General features: G+C 59.8%; 25 protein-coding genes and 1 pseudogene. 11 read left to right on the top strand and 15 right to left on the bottom strand.

Annotated features, from left to right (window positions below; translation table 11 throughout):
- Window positions 1-11 precede the first annotated feature (11 nt).
- The 3 genes from GIW79_RS22965 (at window position 12) to GIW79_RS22955 (ending at window position 1,747) form a co-directional block, all read left to right on the top strand.
- Entirely contained in the window at window positions 12-626 is a 615-nt protein-coding gene (locus GIW79_RS22965) for a DUF6012 family protein (protein WP_203053381.1), read from the top strand.
- 45 nt (window positions 627-671) lie between these two features.
- Window positions 672-1,319 carry a recombinase family protein gene (locus tag GIW79_RS22960; protein WP_236408460.1) on the top strand — a complete coding sequence of 216 codons (648 nt, stop codon included), beginning with the start codon at window positions 672-674 and terminating at the stop codon, window positions 1,317-1,319.
- A 173-nt stretch (window positions 1,320-1,492) separates the two neighbouring features.
- On the top strand, window positions 1,493-1,747 hold the full coding sequence (locus GIW79_RS22955; RefSeq protein ID WP_203053235.1) for a hypothetical protein: 255 nt from the start codon (window positions 1,493-1,495) through the stop codon (window positions 1,745-1,747).
- 208 nt (window positions 1,748-1,955) lie between these two features.
- Here the strand turns inward: GIW79_RS22955 and GIW79_RS22950 are convergent, their stop codons facing one another.
- From GIW79_RS22950 to GIW79_RS22885, 14 genes are all read right to left on the bottom strand, one after another.
- Complete coding sequence (locus GIW79_RS22950; protein WP_203053238.1) at window positions 1,956-2,420, bottom strand: KfrB domain-containing protein; 465 nt, start codon at window positions 2,418-2,420, stop codon at window positions 1,956-1,958.
- A gap of 47 nt (window positions 2,421-2,467) precedes the next feature.
- Entirely contained in the window at window positions 2,468-3,976 is a 1,509-nt protein-coding gene (locus GIW79_RS22945; RefSeq protein WP_203053241.1) for a TrbI/VirB10 family protein, read from the bottom strand.
- Window positions 3,976-4,431 carry a conjugal transfer protein TrbH gene (locus GIW79_RS22940; RefSeq protein WP_203053244.1) on the bottom strand — a complete coding sequence of 152 codons (456 nt, stop codon included), beginning with the start codon at window positions 4,429-4,431 and terminating at the stop codon, window positions 3,976-3,978. The genes GIW79_RS22945 and GIW79_RS22940 overlap by 1 nt, the downstream gene beginning before the upstream one ends.
- Window position 4,432: 1 nt before the next feature.
- Window positions 4,433-5,353 (bottom strand): P-type conjugative transfer protein TrbG, encoded by a 921-nt coding sequence (gene trbG / locus GIW79_RS22935; RefSeq protein ID WP_203053260.1) that lies wholly within the window; start codon window positions 5,351-5,353, stop codon window positions 4,433-4,435.
- Window positions 5,354-5,370: 17 nt separating this feature from the next.
- Entirely contained in the window at window positions 5,371-6,087 is a 717-nt protein-coding gene (locus GIW79_RS22930; protein ID WP_203053263.1) for a type IV secretion system protein, read from the bottom strand.
- Window positions 6,088-6,177: 90 nt separating this feature from the next.
- A complete protein-coding gene (locus GIW79_RS22925; RefSeq protein ID WP_203053266.1) occupies window positions 6,178-6,474 on the bottom strand; it encodes a hypothetical protein in 297 nt (98 codons plus the stop codon).
- 3 nt (window positions 6,475-6,477) lie between these two features.
- Window positions 6,478-8,196 carry a P-type conjugative transfer protein TrbL gene (gene trbL / locus GIW79_RS22920; protein WP_203053269.1) on the bottom strand — a complete coding sequence of 573 codons (1,719 nt, stop codon included), beginning with the start codon at window positions 8,194-8,196 and terminating at the stop codon, window positions 6,478-6,480.
- Window positions 8,197-8,199: 3 nt separating this feature from the next.
- Window positions 8,200-8,406, bottom strand: a complete 207-nt coding sequence (locus GIW79_RS22915; protein WP_203053272.1) for a hypothetical protein — start codon at window positions 8,404-8,406, stop codon at window positions 8,200-8,202.
- Window positions 8,407-9,195 carry a P-type conjugative transfer protein TrbJ gene (gene trbJ, locus GIW79_RS22910; protein ID WP_203053275.1) on the bottom strand — a complete coding sequence of 263 codons (789 nt, stop codon included), beginning with the start codon at window positions 9,193-9,195 and terminating at the stop codon, window positions 8,407-8,409.
- A complete protein-coding gene (locus tag GIW79_RS22905) occupies window positions 9,164-11,671 on the bottom strand; it encodes a TraG/VirB4 family ATPase (RefSeq protein WP_203053278.1) in 2,508 nt (835 codons plus the stop codon). The genes trbJ and GIW79_RS22905 overlap by 32 nt, the downstream gene beginning before the upstream one ends.
- A 13-nt stretch (window positions 11,672-11,684) precedes the next feature.
- The gene (locus tag GIW79_RS22900; RefSeq protein WP_236454564.1) at window positions 11,685-11,975 is read right to left on the bottom strand and encodes a conjugal transfer protein TrbD; all 291 of its coding nucleotides are present in this window, start codon (window positions 11,973-11,975) and stop codon (window positions 11,685-11,687) included.
- A 23-nt stretch (window positions 11,976-11,998) separates the two neighbouring features.
- On the bottom strand, window positions 11,999-12,466 hold the full coding sequence (locus tag GIW79_RS22895) for a TrbC/VirB2 family protein (RefSeq protein WP_236454561.1): 468 nt from the start codon (window positions 12,464-12,466) through the stop codon (window positions 11,999-12,001).
- An 11-nt stretch (window positions 12,467-12,477) separates the two neighbouring features.
- Window positions 12,478-13,461, bottom strand: coding sequence for a P-type conjugative transfer ATPase TrbB (gene trbB / locus GIW79_RS22890; protein ID WP_203053284.1), 984 nt, complete (start codon window positions 13,459-13,461; stop codon window positions 12,478-12,480).
- Between the two features lie 180 nt (window positions 13,462-13,641).
- Window positions 13,642-13,905, bottom strand: a complete 264-nt coding sequence (locus GIW79_RS22885; protein WP_203053287.1) for a helix-turn-helix domain-containing protein — start codon at window positions 13,903-13,905, stop codon at window positions 13,642-13,644.
- 270 nt (window positions 13,906-14,175) lie between these two features.
- Between GIW79_RS22885 and parC the strand changes: the two genes are divergently transcribed.
- From parC to GIW79_RS22870, 3 genes are all read left to right on the top strand, one after another.
- Window positions 14,176-14,493: a ParC family partition-associated protein gene (gene parC / locus GIW79_RS22880; protein WP_203053291.1), complete on the top strand. Its 318-nt coding sequence runs from the start codon at window positions 14,176-14,178 to the stop codon at window positions 14,491-14,493.
- 185 nt (window positions 14,494-14,678) lie between these two features.
- Window positions 14,679-16,067: a replication protein gene (locus GIW79_RS22875; protein ID WP_203053294.1), complete on the top strand. Its 1,389-nt coding sequence runs from the start codon at window positions 14,679-14,681 to the stop codon at window positions 16,065-16,067.
- Between the two features lie 187 nt (window positions 16,068-16,254).
- Window positions 16,255-16,572, top strand: a complete 318-nt coding sequence (locus tag GIW79_RS22870; protein ID WP_203053297.1) for a hypothetical protein — start codon at window positions 16,255-16,257, stop codon at window positions 16,570-16,572.
- Between the two features lie 128 nt (window positions 16,573-16,700).
- On the opposite strand, the gene GIW79_RS22865 is transcribed toward GIW79_RS22870, so the two are convergent.
- On the bottom strand, window positions 16,701-17,231 hold the full coding sequence (locus tag GIW79_RS22865; RefSeq protein WP_203053300.1) for a hypothetical protein: 531 nt from the start codon (window positions 17,229-17,231) through the stop codon (window positions 16,701-16,703).
- Window positions 17,232-17,682: 451 nt separating this feature from the next.
- On the opposite strand from GIW79_RS22865, the gene GIW79_RS22860 reads away from it, so the two are divergent.
- The 5 genes and pseudogenes from GIW79_RS22860 to GIW79_RS22840 form a co-directional block, all read left to right on the top strand.
- Complete coding sequence (locus GIW79_RS22860) at window positions 17,683-18,009, top strand: type II toxin-antitoxin system RelE/ParE family toxin (protein WP_203053303.1); 327 nt, start codon at window positions 17,683-17,685, stop codon at window positions 18,007-18,009.
- Between the two features lie 3 nt (window positions 18,010-18,012).
- A complete protein-coding gene (locus tag GIW79_RS22855) occupies window positions 18,013-18,324 on the top strand; it encodes a helix-turn-helix domain-containing transcriptional regulator (RefSeq protein WP_203053306.1) in 312 nt (103 codons plus the stop codon).
- 246 nt (window positions 18,325-18,570) lie between these two features.
- Complete coding sequence (locus GIW79_RS22850) at window positions 18,571-18,888, top strand: DMT family transporter (RefSeq protein ID WP_032429244.1); 318 nt, start codon at window positions 18,571-18,573, stop codon at window positions 18,886-18,888.
- A gap of 14 nt (window positions 18,889-18,902) precedes the next feature.
- Complete coding sequence (locus GIW79_RS22845) at window positions 18,903-20,192, top strand: ISL3 family transposase (RefSeq protein WP_023343400.1); 1,290 nt, start codon at window positions 18,903-18,905, stop codon at window positions 20,190-20,192.
- Window positions 20,193-20,300: 108 nt separating this feature from the next.
- Window positions 20,301-20,444 (top strand): annotated as a pseudogene (locus GIW79_RS22840) (YecA family protein); the annotation flags it as partial.

Genomic DNA, 20,444 nt, shown 5'->3' with positions numbered 1-20,444 from the left:
GAGCCACCGCGATGCTTTTACATATTGTCCCGCGTCTGTACGCCAGTCGAGCCAACGAGCCGCAGTGCGACTTGATCGACTTCCACTGTCCGGCACTTGGCCTCAAGCTGCGCAACGGCGTAGAGCTGACCGCTCGGCGGCCGTATCCCAACAAAAACTACCTTGTTGCGTGCCGCAAGGTCGGACAGAAGGCCATGAACGGTTTCCTGATCGAGACGACCGAGCGCGTGCGCGAGTTCACCACACTGACCCGCTGGGCCGTTGGAGGTGATCGCGTGGTCAACCACCAGGTGCAGTATTTCGTCCTCGATGACGAGCTGGACGCCATCACCGAGTGCATGGTGCTTTGGCACGGCATGTCGCCAAGCCTTGGCGGTTTCGCCCGGCGCTGGCCTTCCATCGCCGAGGACTGGACACCGGCGGCCGCACAGCCGCGCATGGAGCTTGTCAGCCGCGAACGGTCGGGCCACTACGCTGATCGCGTCGACCACGCAGGCCGCATCATCGAACGATCCGAAGTGTTCCAGTTGCCGACCGTCGAGCGCGAGCGCGTCCTGTTCCAAAGCAAAACGTCGCTTTATGAGCGTAACCCGACCGCCGACATGGCGTTTCAGGTCGCCATCTAAACCACAACCGCCGCCGGTGCGCCCGGCGGCATCAGGGAGGCATGAATGCGCGATCCAAGCGACAAGAGTACGGCCAGCATGGATATGTCCACGCTGATCGGCTACGCCCGTGTTTCGACTGCCGAGCAGTCGCTAGAAATGCAGATCGAGGCGTTGAAGAACGCCGGTTGCCATCAGGTGTTCACCGACGTGGCCAGTGGCGCAAAGGCCGACCGGCCGGGCCTTGAAAAAGCCCTTGAGTACCTGCGCGAAGGCGACACGCTGCTGGTGTGGAAGATCGACCGCCTTGGCCGCTCGCTTGCCCATTTGGTGCAAACCGTCGAGGCGCTACGCGAGCGCGGCGTAGGGTTCCGGTCGCTGACAGACGCCGGGATTGACACGACAACGCGCAACGGCAAGCTATTGTTTAATCTGTTCGCCACGCTGGCCGAGTTTGAGCGAGACTTGATAAGAGAGCGAACCAAGGCCGGGTTGGCCAACGCATCGGCCCGAGGCCGCAACGGCGGACGGCGGCCGGTAGTGACACCGGCGAAGTTAGCCAGAGCACAAAAGCTCATGCGAGCAGAAGCCGCCGGGGGCAAAGGACTGACCGTCCGCGAGGCGGCCGCCGCGATCAACGTAGGAAAGACAGCACTGTATGAAGCCTTGAAAGAGGCAGGAGATATTGGCGTCACACAGCAGAGTGACGAATAGGGCGGCCGTAGGCTTTCCCCGTTCGTTGGCCTGCTGATCGGCCAGTGTAGCGGCTGCGCGCTATTGCAACGCTTGCAGCGTCCGCCACTACGTTACGGCCCGGAGGGTGCAATACCGCTTTTCCAGCCGCTGACCACATGCCGACAGGCCAACAACCGAACGGAGAAACCACCATGAACAGCACCGCCCTTTACTCGACAATCTACCGCGCTCGCGGCCTCACTCGTACCGCCGCCAAGCTGTTCGCTTGGGTCTTTGGCGTACAGCTCGCAGCGCTGTACGTGCTGGCCACCGTCGCAGATGCGCCGCTGTTCACCCTTGCGGGTCACGGCCTGCGCTTCGCGGCCGCACTGGCGGTCATGGTCTACTCGCCCCGCATCTTCGATGCAGTGCTGGCCCGGATCGCGGCCCGCCATCGCCGGGCATAACACCTGCACCAAAAGGAAACTCCCCATAAAAAAAGGGCCATCACAGGCCCTTTTTTTGTATCTGTTCCAGTCCACCTACAATTGGCGGCATCGACCGCCCCCCGATAAAATTCCTCGAATTTGTCGCTGCGTGTGTTTCCTTTGTCCTGCATGGCCTTGTCTCCTAAGCCGGGCAAAAAAGGCCACCCCCAGGGCGGCCGTGTGACGCTTACAGGGATGCGCCGTTGCCTTTGGAGGCACTGCGCTGCTGTTGCGCGACATTCGCTGTCTGCGCGTTGCTGGCCACGCCCTTGCCACCGGCATAGGCAACGGTATAGCTGCGACCGTCTACGATCTTTTCGCCCTTGGCTTCCAGCTCGGCGAAGGCAGAGCGCGGGTGTTCGACCACACCCTTACCGGAAAGCTGGTAGACCGCCTTGCTGTCGCTAAACAGCACCTGCCCGGTGAATGAGGCGTCTTTGCCGCTGCTGCCCTTGCTGGCCTCGGCGAGCTGGTAGATACCCTTGGGCAAACCGTTCTCCGGCAGCACCTTGACGGTCATCCAACTACCTTGCACCACTTGGTCAATCTGGCGGCTGCCATTGAGGACGCACACCTTGCGCGATCCCTCGGGCTGCATCTTGGTGATTGGCCCGGTCGGGTTTAGTGAGTTTGGGGCTTGGTTGTTCGCCATACGATTTACTCCTTCAAGTCATAAAAGCGGCCGCGAACGGCCGCCCCTCAGTTGCAGCCTTTGCCGTTGTTTCCGGCCATCGGGTGACCTTCCCACGTCGGCAGGATAATGTCCTTAGTCACCATAATGTTGAACTCGTAACCCGGACGGATTTCGAGCGTCGGCTGAATATTCATGTTCTTCTGCGCCATCTGCATACCAATTTGGCCCATCTGCTGACCCAACGAACCGGCGATGATTTGCGAGCTGCTGTAGTTCTCGCCATTGCTCGCCTGCGGCTGCGAGAGCTGGATACCGGCCGAGAAGACCGACAACAGCAAGCCACTGCCGAAGATGCGAACGTAGTGGTTATCGACCTTATCGTTGAACCCAGCGTAGCCGCCCATGTCGGTGCCCGGCATGTTGTCAATCGAGATTGACGAGCCGTCCGGGTAGATGATCCGACGCCACACCGCGAGCGCTCGGGTCTGGCCGAGCGTCACGCCGCTGTCGTAGGTGCCGACGACGCGGGAACCCGGCGGGATCAGGCATTGCGTGCCGGTTGCGCTGTCGTACACAGGTTCGCGCACCTGCCCGATGATCTGGCCCGGCAAGTCGGAGTTGATGCCGGAAATCATCACGCCGGGGATCACCCAACCGGCTTTGATTTCCTGCGAAGGAGCAACGGCCGCTTTGCGTTGACGGGCCAAATAAACCTCAGCCTCGGGCGTGTTCGCTAGGAACGCGGCCTTGCGATCCTGCTGGTTCTCGGCCGCCATGCTGTTGCCACCCATGCCACCCATTCCGCCGCCGAATCCGTCCAGTCCGCCGCCACCCATTCCGCCGGCACGACCATTGGCCGCCATGTAGCGGTTCATGAGTTCGTCCGTGTTGAGGCGTGCTTGGCCTGCCACGGGCTGCATACCGGGCGCAGCCGGTGCGCCATTGGCATTACCGTTGCGGTTCTGTCGGCTCCCCATCTCAACCGCCGAGTCGGCATCGAGCGACTGCATGGCCAGCGAAAAGCGCCGGTCTTCAACCTGCTTGATTTTCTGCAACCGATCCTGCATCGCTTGCGAAATCTGCGGTTGCCCGTTGCCGCCGTTCTGCTGCTGGCCGCCACTGTCAACAGGCGCGTTACCTTGCTGCTGACCGTTTCCGGTCTGCGCCGTCTCGGTCGGCATTTCCGGCGCTGCCGGAGGGCCGTCAGCGTTTGGCCCCGGCTGCACGGGAGACGTGGCCACGCCGCCAACGGTGCGCGTCTGGCCTGCACCAGTGGCGGCCGCCATCTGCTGCTGTTGGCGGTCGTACATCGTATAGGTCACGCCAACCACAGCCAGGACGACAACGCCGCCGACGATGGCGAGCGGCAGACGGTTGAGGCGTCGAACACCCTTCCCCCTTTTTGGTGCCGCCAGAAAATCGGGCGACGGCGCGTCCGGCTGCATGTCCGGGTCATCGTCCGCAACGTCGTCAACTGGCGGGTCTTTGCGGGCTTTGTTCTGGTCGTTGTGGTGCTGCGCATCATCCAACGGCAGATCGTTGTCTTGATCGTTATCTTTGTCGTTTGTGCTCATTACTGGCCCCCTCGAACCGTGAACGGTGCGCCCGGCAAAAGCAGGCCATTGGAGCCGCGAGGGTAGTAGCGGCTCGCCTCAGTGCCTTGATACTGCAAACGCATCAGCACGCCGCTGTCGAGCGGCGATGCAAGGTAGCGCAACGCAATCCCCTGCCCGGCCGGGATGCCGGTCTTGGGGTCTGTCAGCGTCACGCCATAGCCACGCGCACGCAGTGCAGGAATCAGGGCCGCTGTCAGGTGGTCGTGATCCTTCGCGGCCGGAGGATCGAGCACAAGCGTAGTGCGCGCAGGCGGCAGAGCATCGGCCAAGAAGGCCACAGCCTCGCGTGAAAGGGTCTGTGAGTCAGTCGCCGACACGGATGGTTCGACGTAGGACATGCTCGGCCGTGTGGTAGCGCAGGCGCTCAGGAGCAGCGCGGCCGCCAGTGTGGCCATCAGTTGAAAGCGCGCCATCTTATTTGCCCCCCGTCCGGGTAATGGTGACTTCGGTCTGGTCACTGCCCACACCGACGATCAAGGACGCCTTGTCGATGACCTTATCGACCACGTAGCGATCGCCGATCGGGCGATAGTTGATTAGCTTGGTTGGTGCTTTCGAGAACCAACCGCCCTCACCCTTCGCCACAAGCGCCGGAGCCTCGCCGCCGAAGTTGGCGGACGGGAACTGAATGTAGGTCTTGGAACCGTCGCTGTAGACACGTACAGGCTTCCAGCTCGGGTTATCGCCGCCGACCTTGAAACTGAAATCGAGGTTAGCGAGGTTTTGGCCGGTCGGCATGGTGTTGCTGTAGGTCTGCTTGGCGTGACGCTCACGGTAGGACGCCCATGCACGTTCCATGTCGTCTGGATAGTCGAACGACAAGACCGGAATCCAGTCTTTTGCCTTGCTCACCAGTTTGATCGAATACAGCCGCCGGTCAGTGGTGACGGTCAGGCTTGTGGTCAGGCCTACGTCCACCGGCTTGACGACCAACACGGTCGCCTCGGTTTCGCCTGCGCCCATGGTGTCGGGGGTGATCTTCCAACGAGGCTTGTCACCGACGTGGACACCGTTCACCACTTCACCCGCCTGCAGGACGATATTGCACGGCTCCAGCGGGGCACATACCAACGTCGGTTGGGTGGCACCAAAAAGGTATTTCACGCTACCGTCAGCGCCGCGAATCGGCTTGTCAGGGTTGGCCTTCCACTGGTTGGCCAGCCGCACACCTTCGGCCTCTTTGGCGCTCAGTTTGACGCTATCCGGGGCAAACATCGGAATGGGCGGCAGTGCCTCGCCCTGCGGACTGGCAGCCAGCGCGGGCACGTCTTGAGCAAACACAGGAACAGCAAACGCGGCAACCGCAAGGCCCGCAATCCATTGGTTCTTTTTCATAAGGGTCACCAGTCAGGTCAGTTAGTACGAACGGGCCAAGAGAAGCTGCGGACGTAGAGGCCCGTAGGGTTCGCCATTAGCTGCTGTTCGGTTGCAGGTTGAGCCAACAGAATGTTGGCCGTCAGTTGGTAGGTGATCGGCTGGCCAATCACCTTGCCGGAAACGCGGTTGTGACGGGTTTCCGTCCACTCGACCAACCACGTATCCCCGGCCATGTTCACCGGCGTCTGCACGGAGACTTCTACCGTTTCCTCGGCAGCGCGCTTGTAGGGGTCATTGGCGCGGTGATAGTTGGCCAGCTCGGTGAAAGCCGCGCTGTCTGGCAACGTCATCGCGTAGGTGTAATCGACCGCCTTCTTGGTCGCCTTGTAGTCCGCAAACACCGTGCGCGCACCAATCACCCAATCCTGCAAGGCGCGGCGAATCTGCTGGGACTCAGGCGTTTTGTTGGCTTGGTCAGCGCGGAAAATCGAGCTGATCGCCCCGGCTTCGGTCAGGTTCACGTAATAGACCGCGATCTTTTCCGTGGCCACCTGATAGAAGTTCATGCTGATGGAAAGAGCGGAAACGACGCCAATTACCAGCGTAGCGAGACGCCAGCTATTGGCGTTCTTCACCACATCGCCATAGCGTTCGTTCCATTCCCGTCGTGCGTTGAGGTAGGGAGTGCTCGGCACGACACCTGACGCCTTCGGCGTGGCCCCCTTGTCGTCCTTCTTGCGTTGAAATTTCATAGTTTCGTCCGTCCGCTTGATAGTCTTTAAACGATATTATTGGCCAAAGTAAGCCCCCCTAGCAAGCGCTAGGAGGGTCTTTTTTTGGGGTTAAGAGCGGTCTTTGCGGCGCAGGCGCTCAGATTCTTCTAGGTCGTCCCACATTTCGCGGGAACGCTTGCTGCCAAGGAATGGGACGCGGCTCAGTGAGCGAGCCACGCCGACAAAGCCACCACTCAGCGGGCCGAGTACACGGGCAGTCACTCGCTGACCTTTCGACACTTTGGCGTCGATCTTGTCTAACCGATCACCATAGCCACGGCGGCGAAGCCACTGGCCAAGTGCCCAAAAGCCGATCCCTGCGAGGAACATGCCCACAAACATTGCGACGGCAAAAAGCGCGCTCATGGATTAATCCTCCCCTTTGGTGCCGGGTTTTGTACCGCCGTCGCTCGGCGGCGTGGCGTCCGCTGGACGGATCACGTTTTGCGGTTCGTTGGCCGAGCTGGGGGCCATTGACGGAGCGTCATCACCGCCATTGCCCGGCGTCGGTTGTGGCTGGCCAGAACCGAGGGACAGACCGGCCGCGCTTTCCATGCCCGGCACTGCGATAGCCGACATGAGGCCAGCGGCCCGCGTCACGCCTTCGGCGATTTGACGGCCTGACACGCCTTTGCCGCCGCTGTCGCTGCTGTCACCACCCTGACCGCTCGCTTGTTCCGAACTGGCAGGGGCTGCGCTGGACGGGGCCGAGCTGGACGAACCACTGTCGCCGCTCGATGCCGATCCCGACTGCGGGCTTGCAGAGCCAGGCGCAGGCTGTGACTTGTCGTCATCGCCCTGTCCGACCTTGCTGGCCTGCTTCGCGGCCTGCTGCACACCGCTACTCGGTGAAGACGCCGGGGCAGACGCGGACGAGGCAGGCGACGACGCACTGCCGCCCACCTTCGCGCCTGCGCTCTTGGCGGCCGCGCTGCCGCCGGTACTTGCACCAACCCCCGACGAGGCCGCACCGCCCATAGACGACGCCGCACCCGCACCGCTACTGGATGCACCGGCAAAGCTGGAATTAAGCGCACCAGCAAGGCCACCAGTTGCGCCGCTGGCAGCACCTGCCGCCCCGGCTGCGCCTGCCGCGCCCGCGCCGCCACTACCGGCTGCGGCCGCCAGTGCCGGAGCTGCGGCCCCGGCGGTGGCGATAGTGGCGATTGCCGCCGCTGCACCGGCCGCACCAGCCGCGGCCATGCCGCCAACGCTAGAGCCGCCACCCATCGACGAGCCGCTAATCATGCCCGCGACCAGCTCGGGGATGGTCTTAGCGAAGTACGCACACGCAAAGGCCAGACCGATCATCGTCCACATGCTCGCGTCATCGTGGTTGTACGCCGCCTGCCATTGCTTCGCCGAGTCGGTAATCAGGCCGACGATCAGCGTCAGAATGAACAGCTTGGCACCAACGGAAACGGCATAGCGCACGATGGCCATCGCGTATTCCCGCGTCCACTGCGAGGCCCCAAAGCCCATAAACAGCACCGACGCATTGATGACCACATAGGACTCGATGATGGTCAGGCCCATGAACGCCGCGATGAAGGCGAAGCACAGCAGAACCAACACACCAGCCAGAGCCACCATAAACGCCGTGAGCGGGTTCCACGTCTCCACGTCGCCAATGGTGTTGGCCAGCTCAATCGCGGTACCGAAAATATCACCCGGACGAATCGCGGTATCCCCCAGCCCGGCCGCCGATGCGCCAGCTTGTCGGAAGCTGTTCACCACCGCCTCGGCCCACTCGGACGCGAACTGCAACAGCGCCCAAAAGAAGCCGATCACCATGATGAAGCGCAGCAGCTCGCCGACGATTTCGCCGAGGTCGGCTTGCTTGAACACCAGCGGCATGAACGTCCAAATGAACTGGATCAGGGCCAGCATCCAAAACAGCCGTTCGGCGTAGCCTTTCAGCTTGCCGTCCCACTGCGATGCGCTGTTTTTCACCAGATCGAGAAGGCCGGTAAAGGAACCACTCGGGTCGTGCAGGTTCGTTGCAGCTATCGCGTCAGTTGACACCAAAAAGGACGCGAGCATCAGCAGCACGACCCACAACGTAAAGCGTTGCTCGCGCCGTTCCATGAGTTAGTACCCCTTGTCGCGGCCAGTATTGACCGGATCAACGTGCTTGAACGTCTCAGGCGGACGCTGAGACTCAGGCTTGCAATTGAGTACCGCCATTGCATCAGCGGACGCCGACGCGCTGTTGATGTAGACCGCTGTACCGGCCCCGCCAACGACGGCGGAACCGGCCAGCAACAGCACCAGTGTGACTACTTTGATGTTGAGCATTTAGTACCCCTTGTTTGTGCCGGTTTGTCGGATTTCACCGCTTCGACGCTGGGTGCGCAGAGCATCGTCCAGATCGCGGCGATTCTGTTCCTGCGCCATGTAGTTGCCTTGCATGTTGATTTGCGTGGCCACCAGATCGCGCAGCTTCTGCAACTGCTGGACGTTCTGCGAGTTGATTTCGTTGCCCGCCTGAATCGCCTGCATCCGGCCTGCGGCACTTTGCGAACGGGCCACCATGCGGTTGAGCTGCGCGTCTTCCGACTCGAAAGTGCTGGTGTTCATGTTCGCGGATTCCATGGCCGTCTTGACGTTATCGCGGCCTTGCTGCGACCACTTTTCGTAACGGTCAGGCATCGTCTGCGAGGCCGGATATTGGCCCGAGTTGGCCACTTCGTTCAGGTACTGCTGCCACCCCGGAACCTGCGTATTGAACTGCGAATCGAGGTTCTGAATATTGCGTCCCAGCGCCTGCGAGCGCTGGTAAATGTTCACGATCCCTTTCATGTCGGCCGCGATGCTGCCCCACATGGAGTTAGGCAGGCCGACGCCTTGCGTGACCATGTTCTGGTACTGCTGAATCTGCGTTTGCAGTTGCTCGGCAGTGTTCAAGGCCGTGTTGACCTGTTCGGCGTACTCGAACATCTGCTGATAGAACGTCGAGCAGTTGGAGCAGTAGATGGCATAAGCCTTGGTCGGCGTCGCGATGAAGCCCGCGCCGACAACGAGGGAGGCGGTCACGGCGGCCGACAAAGCGCCGTTACGCAGCTTTACGAGAAACGTACTGTTCATAGTTGACTCCTTTGTGTTCCAACCAATAAAGCGGCCAGTCATCGCCGTGATCGGCGATCAGGTGCCGCACCTCCGCCAAGTCTTCCTTGTCGGATACCGCAACGAAGGCCAGAGCCAGAGGCCCTAAGCCCAGCTCGAACACGCGGCGACCCAAGGGCGACTTGTAGTAATACTCGCGCTTGTATCGGCCGTGCTTGAGAATCTGGATTTCCTTCGCGTTCAGGCCAAACATGGTGTAGAGGTCGGCCGGGCCGGGCGTCTCTTTGGTGCCATGCAGGTGTGCTTCTTTGTTCGGCAGAAGGATTTTCGTCGGGCACTGTTCAAGCAGCACATCGAGCAGGCCGGACGACACCGCGTCGGACAGGCTTTGCGTGGCCATGATGACGAGGCAGTTTTTCTTACGCAGCTCTTTGAGCCATTCGCGGATCTTCGGAGCGAACACCGGGTGACCCAGCATCACCCAGGCTTCATCGAGCGACAGCATGGCCGGTTGCCCGGTCAGCGAGCGCTCAAAACGGCGGAACAGGTACAGCAGCACAGGGATGGCGTTCGTGTTGCCCATCTTCATCAGGTCGTCAATTTCGTAGACCGTGTAGGTGCTGGTTTGCAGCTTGTCTTCCACGCCATCAAGCAGGTGCCCCATTGAGCCGGACAGCGTGTAGTGCGTCAGCGCATCACGCACATGCTGATCCTGTACGGTCGAGACGAAGTTAGTCAGCGACCGGAAGTCGCGGGGAGCCTCGCGCAACAGGTTCATGGCCCGGTGAATCTCGGCCTTCTGTTGCGGGCTTGGCGGGACGTTCGCTTGCAGCTCGTAGCAAGTGGCAATCCATTCCTCGGCCCACAGGGCTTCCGATTCGCTGTCAATGTCCACCAACGGCGTCAGGGCGGGCGTGTCCGACTCATCGTTGCCAATGTCGTAATGCACCCCCTTGGTGGCCTTGCAGAGCGCGTACAGCGACCGGCCCTTGTCAAAGGCCGTAATCGTCGCCGGTACGCGGCTGCCGTCACGACGGCGGCGGCTGCGGTAGCGGCGGAACTGGGCGTGCATCATGGCCAACAGGGTTGACTTACCGGCGCCGGTGGGGCCGAACACAAGGCTGTGCCCGACGTCACCAACGTGAAGGTTCAGGCGAAACGGTGTCGCCCCGGTCGTGACCGTGTGCATGAGCGGCGGCGAGTTTGCCGGGTACAGATCACACGGGCATTCGCGCAGGCCGGGCCACAGGCTGGCCAGCGGCAGCAGATCGGCGAGGTTCAGGGTATGCACCAAAGGACGACGCACGTTCGGGAACGTGTGGCCGGGCAGCGTGCCTAGCCATGCCTCTACCGCGTTGACTGATTCGACGCGGGCCGCGAACCCTTTCCGCTCAAGCTCGCGTTTGACGTAGCGTGACTGTTCAGCGAGAAAGGCGCGGTCTTCGTGCATCAGAACAATGACCGGCGTGTAGTAGCCATAGGCGACAAGGCCCGAGGCGGCATCGTTGATGGCAATCTCGGATTCCTGCGCCATTTTCAGGGCGTCAGTGTTAATCATGCCTTTCTGCGACTTGAACACCTGCGACCAGAAGCCGCGAATTTTCTGTTGCCACTTCAAGCGGTAGCGGTTGAGCGCCGCGACCGCTTCGTGCTGTTCAAGGAAGATGAACCGCGACGACCAGCGATAGGCCATCGGCAGGCTGTCGAGCATGTCGAGAATGCCGGGGTATGAGTTGCCCGGAAAGCCCTCGATAGCCACGCAGGACACAAACTTATTGCCCACCTTCGGTGTGTCGCCCGGCCACAGCGCCGGATAGCCCAGCCACGCATCCAGATACATCGGGCAATCTGGAATGCGCAGGGCGATAGGGTCATCTGTCAGCGTGTAGTGCAGGTAGTTGACCAGTTCGTCACTTTCGTAGGCGTCGTCGCCTTCGCCGATAGTGATGGTGCCCATGCGGCGCATGTGCAGCAGATCGCCGAGGCCGTCGTGCAGGTCATCGAGCTTTTTCTTGAAATCCAGCAATAGACGGTCGGCCGGGTTTGTGTCGTCCATGCCGTCATCGTCATAGACCATTTCGCTCAGTTTCGAGTCACGGCGAGACGGCGGCAGGAAAGACAGAATGCACGCATATTCGCTCTCGAACAGCGTGTGATCCTTTTCAAAGGCGGTACGGCGCTCGGCGTCAATCATGGCCGTGACCGGCTCAGGAAAATGCGATTCATCCGGGGCCGGATAGCCGGGCGATGCCAAGCGGGATGCGTCAGTCCAGACAGACCAGCCCGCGCCGAAGCGCGACAGGTACTGATTGACCAACGCCGTTAGGTAGTTGCGTTCTGACGTGGTGGCGGATGCTGCGTCGTCACCACGAAAGAAGAAACCAGCCATCAGCGAGCCGTCTTTGCCCAACACTACGCCTTCATCAATCAGGGCGGCGTAATTGAGCAGATCAGGCAAGCCAGCGGCCTTGCTACGGAAGGGTGCTAACGCAAGCATATTCCGCTCCTTATCAGTAAATGCGTGGCGACTTGGCCACCCGATGGGGCCGTGAGAACGGCCCGTAATAGTTCCCGTACTTGAGCTGCCGAACGTAGACCTTGCTCATGTTGGGATCGGCCTTCGCCATCTTGCGAAGGCCATAGACGCAAACCAGCCAGATGCACGTACCGAGGATCGTGGCGGGCCAGTTCATGGCCGACACGATCAAACCGCCCGCAACCAGCATGGAGAACAGCATCAGCTCGCGCTCGCCTCCCCACACCTGTTGCGGCCGGTGCAGTGCCCGGTGGAAAGGCGTCAATCGACGCGCTTCCTCGGCTTGCATTAGCGACCCCCTGCACCCGTTTGAACGGTAGCCAGGTCGTCAGCGGTGATCGAAGCGTTAGCCGGGATCACAGCGCCCGAGAACATGGTGCCGGTCAGCAGGTTCTTGGCAAAAACGATGATGCAGACGACGAGAATCACGTAGATGATGCGGCGGGTGAACTCGGAGATTTCACCGCCCCAGATCAGTGTCGCGCCGCACGCGATGATGCCGAGCAGAGCGATACCGAAAGCCACCGGGCCGCTGATCGACTGGACGAGTTTTGCAATCGGGCCTTCCCACGGCAGGCCAGAGCCGCCGCCTTCGGTGGCGTTCGCTGCGTGCACAGGTTCGGCACCAAAAAGAAGGGCAATAACCACGGCCGTCATCAGCCAGAAGTAAGGGCTTGTCAGCAGCCCCCGCGCCTTCGACGCAAGAGTTGGGGCCGACGACGCCACAGGCGAAGCGAACAGAGCATTAGCAGTCATTTGATGATTTCCTATATCGGTTGGGTGATGTAGTTGGTTCCGTCGTGTCCGCTAACGGTTACGACCTCCTTGATGCGCCGACCCGTGGCTGTCTTTTCAATCGCAATGATCAAATCGACCGCCTCAGCGATCAGCGCTTGCATCGGCGCTGCCGTGGCTTCCGCCACTAGCTGTTCCATACGGATCAGCCCAGCATTCGCCGAATTCGCGTGAACAGTGGCCGCCCCGCCGGGGTGGCCAGTGTTCCAAGCCTTGAGCAACGCAAGCGCCGACCCGTCGCGGGCCTCCCCGACCAAAATCCGGTCAGGGCGCAGGCGCATGGTTGCTTTGAGAAGGCGGGTCATATCGACGTGATCGACAGCCCGCAATGGGACAACGTTCGGCGAGCTGCATTGCAACTCCCGCGTGTCCTCGATGATGACGATTCGATGCTCAGGGGTAACGGCATCAATCTCGGCAATGATGGCGTTCGTGAGCGTTGTCTTGCCGGTGCCGGTGCCGCCCACCACAAGGATGTTACGGCGCTCGATGACGGCCAGCTTGATCGCGGCGCATTGCGCCTCGGTCATGATGCCCGACGCGACGTAGTTGGCCAGCGTAAAGACAATGCTGGCCTTCTTGCGGATGGTGAAGGTGGGGCCGCTGACAATGGGGGGAATCAGCGCCTCGAAGCGCGAGCCATCAAGCGGCAGCTCACACTCAAGGATCGGGTTATGTGCCGTGATGTGCGTGCGCAGCGATGATGCCACGGTGCCCATCAGCGACTCGGCTTGAGACTTGGCCATTGTCCCAATCCGCTCCATCGGCTGACCCAGCCACTCACACCACAGTGAGCCGTCAGGGTTCAGCATGATCTCGATTACTTTGGTGTCTTCCAGCAGCTCGCACACCTGCGGGCCGAGTTCGCGGCGCAGCTTTTCAGCAATGCGCCGGTCGTGCTCGACCCGGTTGCTCATAAGGCTTGACGCCTTGTTGTCGTGGTTGTTTTCGTCCATTCCTTCCGTCCTTGCTGGGTTACAGCGATAGCTTAAGGCCGATCAGGCCCAACGCCATAATGATAGTCTAAAGACTATCAGCCGGACAAGAGAGAATGACGCTAGAAATGAAAAGACCCCACGTATTTGCGGGGTCTAGTCTGAAAATCAGGACGATTGTTGTTGCAGCGCAAGAGCGCGCTACGAAGGGACTAAAAGCTGCCAGAGAGGGACGCCGACACAGTGGGCCAGCTTGGCCATGTTGTCGATTGTGATAGCCATTTTCCCTGTCTCTATCTCGCTGACCCATGACTGCGCAAACCCCGTCTTATCCCTGACGTCTCGTTGACTTAGCTTCGCTGCGATGCGTGCCTTCCTAAAGTTTTTGGCAAAAATCAGGCGTTCCGCCGCCACTGGTTTATCGTCGGTTTCTTGTTGTATATCGGTGTCGCGTCGTCTAGGCATTTCGGCTCGGCACCTCCCCTTTCTATGGTGAATTTAACGGGTTGCAGTAGCAAAAACGGCTTGCAACACGCGCAGGAAATCGCAGTATGGTAGCAAAAAGGTTGCCCGAACCGGAGGGTTTTTGTCTACGGCCTCGATCAAAGATCGCACCAAAAAGAAGCTTTCCCCACGCGCAACGTTCGCCACATCACACTGTAGACGAATGCGCTATTATGCAATAATGAGATTTGCAAAATCCAACCATGCTGGACAGTCACTAGGGGGTGAGGCATGATTACGTTTGATTCTGATGCAGTCATCGACCCGGTATCGTTCAAGGAAGTGCTCGCCGCTGGAGGCGTCAACGCCGCCACTATCGGCAAGGCCGACAAGGGGTTGGTCGTGGTGCTCCGCATAGCGAAGAAAGATCGCATCCTTGGGCAGTACCGTGGCGGGCCGCGCTATTTTTCGTCGCTGGACGGTGCCGGATCGGTGCTTGTTCAGCACGGCATTTATCAGTGGGAAACCGACGCTCAAGGCTGGGTGCCGCGCACCTTGGCCAGAGCAAGTAAGCGACCCAACGACCGGATGGCTCCGGCTGTTGGATGACCAGAAATGCAAAAGCCCCGTTTGGCGACGGGGCTTTGGCGGATAGCAGAGCGACTTACAGAACCGTTTGGCGACGGGAACCGGAACAGACGCCCTTGGCGGGGTAAATTCAGGTTCATTCTAGTAGCTCGCTTTGCCTTTGACAAGAGGTACGCCCCCGTGGTGTGCCCGAAAGGCAGGAGCTTATGGCAAGTTCACAACTTGCGCTGTTCAGTTCTCAGGACGAGGCGCAGACGTACCATGACAGCACCCGGAGCGGGTTTTTCTCGCTGCTGGTCGATGTGCGTGGTGAAAAGCGCCAGTCCTCGCACCGCCTGTCTGACATGCCCACCATTCTCAATCTGGTGGACAAGACACGCGACACATGGATTTCTCAGGCCGAGTTCATGCGCCCCAACCGGCGCGTCGTGAACCTTTCCCGGCTGGGCCTGTTATTCGCAGACCTCGACACCTACCGCATCCCCGCACTGGCTGGCCGCGACCCTGAAAAATTGGCCGCCTCGGTGTTGTATTTTTGCGCCGAAGAAGGCGTGCCCGCGCCGTCCATGCTGATCTACAGCGGCCGGGGGATACAGGCCAAGTGGCTGCTAGAGGGCACGATTCCACGTCAGGCCCTGCCCCGCTGGAACGCCTGCCAGCGGTATCTAGTGGATCGCCTCGCGCATATCGGGGCCGATCCGATGGCCAAGGACGCAAGCCGGGTCTTGCGCACCGTGGAGACGGTCAACAGCAAGAGCGGCGAAGTCTGCCGCGTGGTGCATGTCACGAACGGCATTGATGGCCAGCCGATCCGATACAACTTCGAGTACATGGCCGAGGCACTGCTACCGACTGCCCGCTGGACTATCGAGCAGCAACGGCAGGAACAGAGCCAGCGGCGCGCCACGAAAAAGCCTTTCCTTTTGGTGCCCGGCGGCAAGGCCGACAATCTGCGCGGTTTCTCGGGCCGCCAGCTCGCTTGGGATCGCCTCGAAGACCTGCGCAAGCTCGCCGAGCTGCGCGGCGGCGTCGTGGAAGGCCAGCGGATGCAACACCTGTTCTGGCGGTTGAACTTCCTGTTGCTTTCCGGTGCAACCAACAGCAAGCAGATGTACCACGAAGCGGCCGCACTGGCCCGCGAGCTTGATCCGCAGTGGAATAGCCGCTCCAAAGAGCTGATGACCCTGTTCAGCAAGGCCAAAGCCTACGAGGCCGGGGAGAAAGTCAGCTTTGGCGGCAAGGAACACACGCCGCTTTACACGCCCAAGAACGACACCCTTATCAACCTGTTCAGGATCACGCCCGAGGAACAGCAGCAGCTCAAGACCATCGTTAGCCAGGCCGAGGCCGCAGAACGTCACAGGACGCGCGAGGAAGGCCGTAGGCGCGCTGCCGGTGCCATTGACCGGCAAACCTACGAACAAGCGTCATTGAGCCGCCAGAAGCCTTGGGAAGCCCTCGGAATGAGCCGGGCGAGCTGGTATCGCGCAGGAAAACCGACCCCGGCAGAGAGTGAGACAAGTCCATGCGTATTGCAGGACGAAGCCCCGGCCGAGGATGAAAAAACAGTGAGACAAGTCCGTGCGTATTACTAATGGCGAAGCCCCCGCGTTTTTGATCGGCGCAGCCGGGAGTAGCCCCCGTGATGAAATATCACGAGTAGCCGCAAGTCCGGTGCGTCAACGCAACGCGTTGTCCACGGGACGCGCAGCACCGAAGGTGCGGAGGCTTTGGGCTTGTGCAGGGATTGATAGAACGACCAACTGACGGGGAGTGAACCTAATGCGATCACGACGCTTTGATGATGCCCGGATAGCCTTCTTGCGTGAGGTGCCGGTACTGGCTGCCCTCGATGCGCTGGGGGTCTACTGGAAGCGTGATGCGACCTTTGAGCCGGTGAAGGACAAAGCCACCGTGCGCATACATGTATCGCTTGGCGGGGCCGTGGTTGAGCTGCTGGCCACCGGGCCTAAGTGGTTTGACACCAGAAGCGAGCAAGGCGGCGGGGGTGCGATTGACTTAGCCATGTACCTGCTGCGCGTCGATTTCGTTGCGGCGGTAAAACGGTTTCACGCGCTGCCGACCCCTGCAATTGCGTGAAATTGCCTAAAGTTTCCTTTGGTTGCCCATAGTTGCCTATCCGGCCCGTTCGAGGCCGTCGCTACGCCAAATCTGGCACCAAAAGGAAGGGCTACACAGCCACGGCGCACGCACAGGCGCGCCCTACCCTACTTGGCATTGACTTCGGCCGCCGGTGCTTTTGGTGCTCGGGGCTTCCTGACTCTCTTGGGCTGGGCCGGTTTCGGTTCGCCGGTTGAGTCAGCCAGTCCCACGGCCTCGGGCATGACCTCGGGCTGTGCCGGTTCTGGTTTGGCCTTCTTGACCGCCTTGGGCTTCGCATGACCGGCTTTGCGTAGCGCCTTAGCCACCTCCCCCATTCCCTGCCAGATCGCGTCGGCTTGCTCGGGCCTCAACGTCTGCCCACCACTGATTGCCTTGGCCAGCGTGGCCAGCCAGGAATCGGCAGACATGGCGGTATAGCGCGTGTTCGATTCCTCTGATTCCGCTTTGCGCTTGGCGAGAAGGTCTGTCAGTTGCTCGCGTTCGCCTTCTGTGAGCTTGGCCATTACGTCATCAGGTGGCGTGCCGGTGCTCCAGCGTGGCAGCGTGGCCACGACCACCTGCCGACCACGCCCAATGCTCTTGTCGTAGACCGTGCGAATGCACTGGATTTTGCGCGCTTGCTCACGAAACTGCATGGTGATCCCCTCACGGTTGGACGGATGAAAATCTATCAGCATATGCGGATAATATGCTATCCGCATACCGCTACGATATATCCGTATACAGACAGTATTCTATCACTACATTGGCGGATGAAAACCTATCCGCATGATGATATTTTTCTATCCTCATATGCTGATACATTTAATCCGCATATGATGCTGCTATTTTATCCGCATACTGATAGAAATCTATCCGTTGTCATGCGGACGTAATTCTATCCGCATACCGTTGAAATCTTAGCATTGTGCGGATAATCCGCCATCCGCATACAGCGTGCAAGCCATCAGCACGTAACAATCACGCGGACGCAACGCGGAATATGCTAAAGGCGATCAACAGCCGAGCCGATATGCGGATAAAAAACTATCCGTTTAGTGCTAATTGCATCTTGACCTTTTATCGTTTATAAACGACAATGTGCCTATGCAGAACATTCGGCACTACCTCGACCCCAATGGCCGCGACCACTTCGCAGAGTGGCGCGAGCAGGTACGCGACACCAAGGCGCGCATCGCCATAGACCGGCGCATCATGCGTGTGGAGCTGGGCAACTTCGGCGATCACAAGCCGCTGCGAGAAGGCGTGTGGGAGCTGCGCATAGACGTAGGGCCAGGCTATCGGGTGTATTACGCCAAAGCTGGCTTGACCGTCGTCCTGCTGCTTTGTGGTGGCGACAAGCGAAAGCAGAACAGTGACATTGACCGCGCCTGTGCGTACTGGCGCGACTGGCAGGAACGAACAGGAGATTGAGCGATGAAAGACAAACCGCATGACACGGCCATGGCCGAAGTGTTCCGCAGCGACCCGGCCTACGCGGTCGAGCTGCTGAACAGCATCCTTGAAGACGGCGAGCAAGCCGAGCTGCTGATTGCCCTTCGCCAGATGGCCGAGGCGTTCGGCGGGGTTCGCAGCGTGGCCAAGTCGGCCGAGCTGAATCCGTCTCAGCTCTACCGCACGTTGTCAGAGAAGGGAAACCCGGAGGTGCGCAGCCTGAGCGCTATCCTGCGCGTCATGGGCCTGCGACTGGCCATCCAGCCGATCCAGCCGGTGACGGCCGCGCACTGACCCTTTCCCCTTTTGGTGCCCAAGAAAAAGCCCGCTATCAAGCGGGCTTGTTTTTTTGGGTAACCGGAATATCTGGTTGATATCTCCTTTGCTGGCAGCCTGTAATTCCCACTTTCTCACCGGAGAATATGGTTGATCAGCCTCCCTTCGCGGGTTAGTATCAGTCCATCTATAGGAGGACGACCTCCCCCACCTTGGGAAGTAATGACCAGGACGACCTGGCCCCGTTATATTTCGGAGGGGTCAATGCCTTGGGTATATCTTCTCGTTGCCGGTGTCCTTGAGATTGTGTGGGCTTACACAATGAAGCAATCTCATGGCTTCAGTCGGCTCTTACCATCGATCATCACGATTTCTACAATGGTGGCCAGCTTCTGGCTGTTAGCAGTCGCCATGCGAACTATTCCACTCGGAACTGCCTACACAATCTGGACGGGAATAGGAGCTGTAGGCGCTTTTCTTGTCGGAATCGCATTTTTGGCTGAACCGGTTAATGCAGCGAGAATCATTGCTGCGATCCTCATTGTTTCAGGGTTGGTGTTAATGAAACTATCCAGCGCCTGACATCGAGGTTATTAATGATGGGTCTCGTTACTGGCCTTATTAACCTCTCAAATTATGAGGTCAGGGACTCCAAGTCGACAGACGACGAAATGCACTTCCAGGTGGACGCACCCGATCCCATCGCGTGCGAGAAATGTGGCGTGCAGGGTGAAATCGTGCGGTTCGGCAAGCGTGATGTTCCTTATCGTGATTTGCCCATCCACGGCAAGCGGGTCACCCTCTGGGTGGTTCGTCGCCGGTACACCTGCCGGGCCTGCAAGACCTCCTTCAGGCCCCAGCTACCGGAGATGGTGGACGGCTTCCGCATGACGCGGCGGCTGCATGAGTACGTGGAGAAAGAATCCTTCAACCACCCCTACACCTTCGTGGCGGCGCAGACTGGCCTGGACGAGAAGACGGTACGCGACATCTTCAGCGCTCGCGCCGAGTTCCTGGGGCGCTGGCACCGATTCGAGACGCCTCGCATTCTGGGTATAGACGAGCTGTACCTGAACAAGCGCTACCGCTGCATTCTGACCAACATCGAGGAGAGAACCCTGCTCGACCTGCTGACCACCCGCCGGCAGGACTTGGTGACCAACTACCTGATGAAGCTGAAAGACCGGCAGAAGGTCGAGATCGTCAGCATGGACATGTGGAACCCCTACCGTACGGCGGTCAAGACGGTGCTACCACAGGCCCGTATCGTGGTCGATAAATTCCATGTGGTGCGCATGGCCAATGATGCCTTGGAGAAGGTGCGCAAGGGCCTAAGAAAGGAGCTGAAACCCTCCCAGAGCCGAACCCTCAAGGGAGACCGGAAAATCCTGCTGAAACGCGCTCACGAAGTCTCAGACCGAGAGCGGCTGATCATGGAGACCTGGACAGGCGCATTCCCGCAACTGCTGGCCGCCTACGAGCACAAGGAGCACTTCTACGGCATCTGGGATGCCATCACGCGCTCCCAGGCAGAAGCCGCCCTGGACGAGTGGATAGCCACCGTCCCGAAAGGCCAGAAGGAAATCTGGAGCGATCTGGTCAGAGCGGTGGGCAACTGGCGCGAAGAGATCATGACCTACTTCGAGACGGATATGCCCGTCACCAATGCTTACACGGAATCCATCAACCGACTGGCCAAGGACAAGAACCGTGAAGGGCGTGGTTACTCCTTCGAGGTGATGCGGGCACGAATGCTCTACACCACGAAGCACAAGAAGAAGGCCTCAACTGCGAAGGTCTCTCCATTCTACAAGAAAACCATCTGTTACGGACTGTCGGATTTCGCAGAGGAACTCAATTACGGGGTCGATCTATCAACCATCTGAGGGTGGTATAAGGTTGGTGGGGTGAAGGAGCCCCATCAACCATTAAATCCGGATACCCTGCGCTTTAAGCCGCGCTGTGCGCGGCGCTCGACGTTTTAAGGAAATGCCATGCACGCCCAACCCCCCGCTCCCGCCGATTTCGAATTCATTGACGCCACCTTGCTCAAATACGGCGAAGACCACTCGGTGCTGAACATGGCCGAACTCGACGGTTATTTCACCGCCCTGGTTTCCAGCCCGGCCAAGGTGGAT

Source organism: Pseudomonas sp. PA-7-1E (assembly GCF_021605325.1).
Lineage (GTDB): Bacteria > Pseudomonadota > Gammaproteobacteria > Pseudomonadales > Pseudomonadaceae > Aquipseudomonas > Aquipseudomonas fluorescens_BV.
This window is presented reverse-complemented; position numbering and strand designations above follow the sequence as displayed.